This window comes from Streptomyces phytophilus, assembly GCF_013870535.1.
Taxonomy (GTDB): domain Bacteria; phylum Actinomycetota; class Actinomycetes; order Streptomycetales; family Streptomycetaceae; genus Streptomyces; species Streptomyces phytophilus.
On record NZ_JACBXC010000526.1, the window covers coordinates 1 to 4,051 of the forward strand.

At 68.5% G+C, this 4,051-nt stretch carries 3 protein-coding genes; 2 read left to right on the top strand and 1 reads right to left on the bottom strand.

Annotated elements, in window-relative coordinates:
* The first annotated feature begins 66 nt into the window (after window positions 1-66).
* The gene (locus tag H5J30_RS20615) at window positions 67-384 is read left to right on the top strand and encodes a DMT family transporter (protein ID WP_181788880.1); all 318 of its coding nucleotides are present in this window, start codon (window positions 67-69) and stop codon (window positions 382-384) included.
* A 40-nt stretch (window positions 385-424) separates the two neighbouring features.
* Window positions 425-706, top strand: a complete 282-nt coding sequence (locus tag H5J30_RS20620; RefSeq protein WP_181788881.1) for a hypothetical protein — start codon at window positions 425-427, stop codon at window positions 704-706.
* A gap of 122 nt (window positions 707-828) precedes the next feature.
* On the opposite strand, the gene H5J30_RS20625 is transcribed toward H5J30_RS20620, so the two are convergent.
* Window positions 829-2,439 carry a DUF6851 domain-containing protein gene (locus H5J30_RS20625; protein WP_181788882.1) on the bottom strand — a complete coding sequence of 537 codons (1,611 nt, stop codon included), beginning with the start codon at window positions 2,437-2,439 and terminating at the stop codon, window positions 829-831.
* Window positions 2,440-4,051 lie beyond the last annotated feature (1,612 nt).

Sequence of the window (4,051 nt, forward strand, 5' to 3'; positions counted from 1 at the left end):
GGCTTCGCCGCCTAGGGCCGCCCGCGACCGACGTACCACCGCAACGAAAGAACCCGGGAGACAACCGTGCCCTGGATATTCCTGCTGATCGCCGCCGGCCTCGAACTCGTCTGGGCCACCGCCCTGAAGCAGTCCGACGGCCTCACCCGCCTCTGGCCCTCGACGATCGGGCTGGTGATGGCCATGGCGAGCGTCGTCGTGCTGACGATGGCCCTGCGCAGCCTGCCCGTCGGCACGGCGTACGCCGTCTGGGTCGGGCTCGGCTCGCTGGGCGTGGCCGCCGTGGGCATCCTCGCGATGGGCGAGAGCGCGTCGCCGGCCCGGCTGGCGTGCCTGGGGCTGATCCTCGCGGGCGTCATCGGGCTGAAGTTCGTCGACGGCTGAGCGCGCGGAACCCCGCGGGCGCGCCGGGAGTTGACGCGGCGTGGGCGACGTCGTGCCGTACCTGGTCCTGGCCGGCTGCCTGCTGGCGGTGACGGGCTTCCTGACCTGGCTCAAGAACGTCCTGCGCCGCCGCGGGCAGGCCGGATCCGCGATGCTGGGTGCGCTGGCCGCGTACGAGGAGGCGATGCGCGTCACCGCGCACGACTCCCACCACGAGGTCCGCGCACAGGCGGACCGCAAGGCACCGGCCGGCACCCCCGGCGATCCGCTCCGGCCGGCCGACGCGCCGCGGCTGCGGTTCCGGTTCCGGTTCCGGCACTAGGCCGGCCGGCGCGGTGAAGGGCTGCCGCACTCTTTTCTTCACAGCACGGGGGAACGGGCGCGAGGGCGGGACCGGGACCACGGCTCCCTGCCGTGGTCCCGGTCCCGGCCCTGCTACCGCCGTCAGTTCCCGGCGCCGTCCTTCACGTTGCCCGCGATGTGCCGCTGTATGTACTCGTGGGCAAGGTCGCCGAACTGCTGACCGAAGACCGTGGACCGCTCGACCGTCTCGCGGAAGTGGACACCGCCCCACACCCGGCTCTCCGCGCACACCCTGTCGAACTCGGACCACGTGGCGAAGTGCACCTTGAGGTCCTTGGCGGGGACGACCCCCGGCTCCGTCAACGACTTGCCGGCCTTGAATTCGAGGGTCCAGTTCAGGTCCTCGGAGCCGAAGTAGCGCCGCAGCGCCTGCGACCCGGCGGCGCACAGCGACGACGATCCCGACGGGAACTCCGGGTGGTCGCCCGTGGGCAGGTAGCTGACCCACTCGTTGGCGGGCAGGTCGTCGACCGTACCCATGCCGCGACCGCCCCAGGCGGTGATCTTGCTGCGGCCGTACACGTGCCGCACCGCGCTGATCGGCCGCACGGCGTCGTACACGCCCTTGTGGTGCCAGACGGCGACCACCGCGCCGAAGGTCGCCAGGGAGTGCTGGAGCGACCACGCGACCCAGTCGAACACCCCCATCTCCCCGTGGTTCGCCTCGTAGTTCTGGGCGGCGGCGGTGGCGGTGTAGCCCAGGCCCCAGGACTTGTTGTCCATGACCTCGGCGAGCGCCTTGCGCTCGTCGGTGAGCGTCGCCGATGCCTCCAGGACGTCGTCCACGGCCTGCTTGTAGGCCCGGGGCCGGCGGTGGTCGCTGTGCCTGGGCGGGCCCAGCTTGAAGTGGGCCGGGTCGGTGAAGATGTGCGGCTTGGTCACCGCAACCTGCGGGGTGACGAAGTGCTGGGCCACATAGATGCCCAGGTCGCCGGGGCCACCACCGACGCGACGGCCGTTGTGCGGGCCGAGCAGCGGCTGCCAGCGTGAGGGGTTGCTCAGCTCGTAGGGGGTGTTCACCGGCCGGTAGCCGGTGTAGTCCGACAAGGGCCGCGGGTTGTACTTGCGACCGCCCTCGTAGCCCAGGATGTTCATGCCGTCGTTCTTCAGGGCGTTCCAGACGGCCTTGGCCGCCACGTTGCCGACGCCGACCGGGCTAGTCAAGTTCTCCGAGGTGTCGTCCGGGTCCAGGCCGAGCGCGACCATGGCCTGCCGCAGGCCACCCAGGGGGCCCTCCAGGCCGCCCAGCGGCATCTTCTCGAAGATGCGGTACTGGGAGTGGAAGAGGGCGATGTTCATGTTCCGGTTGGTGGCGGACTCGCTGGAGGGGCGGCGTGGGATCCGGGCATACGCACCGACCGCGGTCTCGTGGTACGGCGCCACCGCGTCGAACGCCGCCATTGCCCCGACGTGGGCCATCCACAGGATGAGGGTGGCGTCCATCGAGCCGACGAATCCGTTGACGGACGGCGTGGTGGCCTGGTCGTTGCTTGAGGGCCTGGCCCACTTGATGTAGTTGTCGGTGTCGAGGTCGAAGTCGAACGTGGGGTCCGGCTCCCCGTTGATCACGGCGGCGCCGGCGGTGTGGGGCAGGTTCAACATGGTCATGGCGGCGGCCGTGGAGCCGCCGATCAGCACCGACCTGCGGCCCAGCGTGGGGCCTGAGTCCGACGTGCCTCTGGACGTCGTCATGATTTTTCTCCGATTTCTTGGGCGGCGGGCCTCTGGATCGGCCCCTTTGTGGGGGGTTCGGGATATCGATGGCTGCTCCTTGGCCCTTCTTCCTGCGCTGACAGCCGAGCGGGGGTGGGCAGATGAGCCCTCAGTCCGCGGCGGAGAGTGACAGGTTCATGACACACCGCTGACGAACTCGTGGGCCGGGTCGTCGAACTGGGCACCGCATGCGAGGGCCGCTTCCACGGCCCTACGGGAACGCGCACCGGACTGCACCCAGGACTCGACAGAGTTCTTCTCGGGATCGGCTCAACTGACCCACGTCAGCATGCGGTCACTGACCTGCGGGCAGGAGGTGAAGTACCAGGTCGTGAGCGTCTCACGAGCCGGTATGCGGGCCTTACGGAAACGCGTCGGGCCAGACCTGCCACGCGAAATTCGGGCCAGACCTGCCACGCGAAAATGGGGCATCGGCTAACCGGGCCGCCTCATCGACGGCCAAATAGCTCTGCTTCATCCCAAACTCCCCCGAACATGCAGTGGCCCACAGCGTTCGCTGTCGCCACTGATTCCCCCGGTTTAGCTTTCTCATGTGCTCACAGTGTGAGCTGCGGCATCATGTCTCTTCGTGGTGCCGATCTGTCACTACGGCTGATCCCTGACGGACTGCGGGAGCTCGTCGCCCCGTCACTGCCGCCGTTCCGGATGTCGCCGGCGACGGCACACCGTCAAACTCCGCGTCGACAAGGCGTACCTCTCCGCCGACCACCTCGCCTGGCTACGTGAACGGGGCCTGACCCCGCGCACCGCCCGGCCGTGCATCGAGTCCGGTGAACGGCTCGGCAGGCTTCGCTGGAGCATCGGACGGTCATCGCCTGGATTCTCGGCGACCTCACCGTCCGATACGAGCGAAAGGGCTCCCATTTCCTCGCCTCCCCCGACGTGGCTGCTGCCCTGACCTGCTACAAGAAGCTCGCGAAACACCGCGTGAGACAACCTCTTGACGCTCCTACGCTATCTGTCGCCACTAGAGGACACCTTGACCGCCACTCAGGCGTCCCGCGTGATCGGACCTCCGGGCTCCTGCAGATCAAATGAGAGCGTGCGGTATTCACGCAGGGAAGAATTATTGCCGCTACCAGCAGGGCCACTATGCGGAATCCAGGAAGGTGAATTGGCGTCCAGCATACGGGTCCGGCGTATGCCTTGAGAATCCTGGTCGGACGTCGTCCGGAAGAGGTCTTCGCGGCCTGGCATCGCCGCGGAGATGAGGAAGCGGAAGCTCCGCTGGAGTGCGGCCGGGCGGCAGTCAAGACGGTTCCCGGCCTCTCACCACAGGCACCACCGGCTCGGACAGCCGCGGACGCGTAGGGACCGCCGGGCCACAACCTCGCCCGCACCACCTGGGAACAGCGGCCGAAGACAGGCCCCGGCGACCCTGGTCCGCCCGGCGCGCCGCCTGGATGTCATGGTCGTGTCGGAGTTGCGGGGCGAGGCTCCCCCAATCTCCACGACCTCTCAAGTAAGAGTTGCTACCATTTACCTATGACTGTCAAAAGTCGCTGGTCGGCGCTGCCACCTCGGACGCTCAGCGCCCCCGTCGCACTCCCCGCCCTGGCCTTGGAGGAGC

Bases quoted from the DNA above. Each gene is read 5' to 3' on its own strand.
- H5J30_RS20625 (WP_181788882.1), bottom strand. From the start codon at position 2,439: ATGACGACGTCCAGAGGCACGTCGGACTCAGGCCCCACGCTGGGCCGC.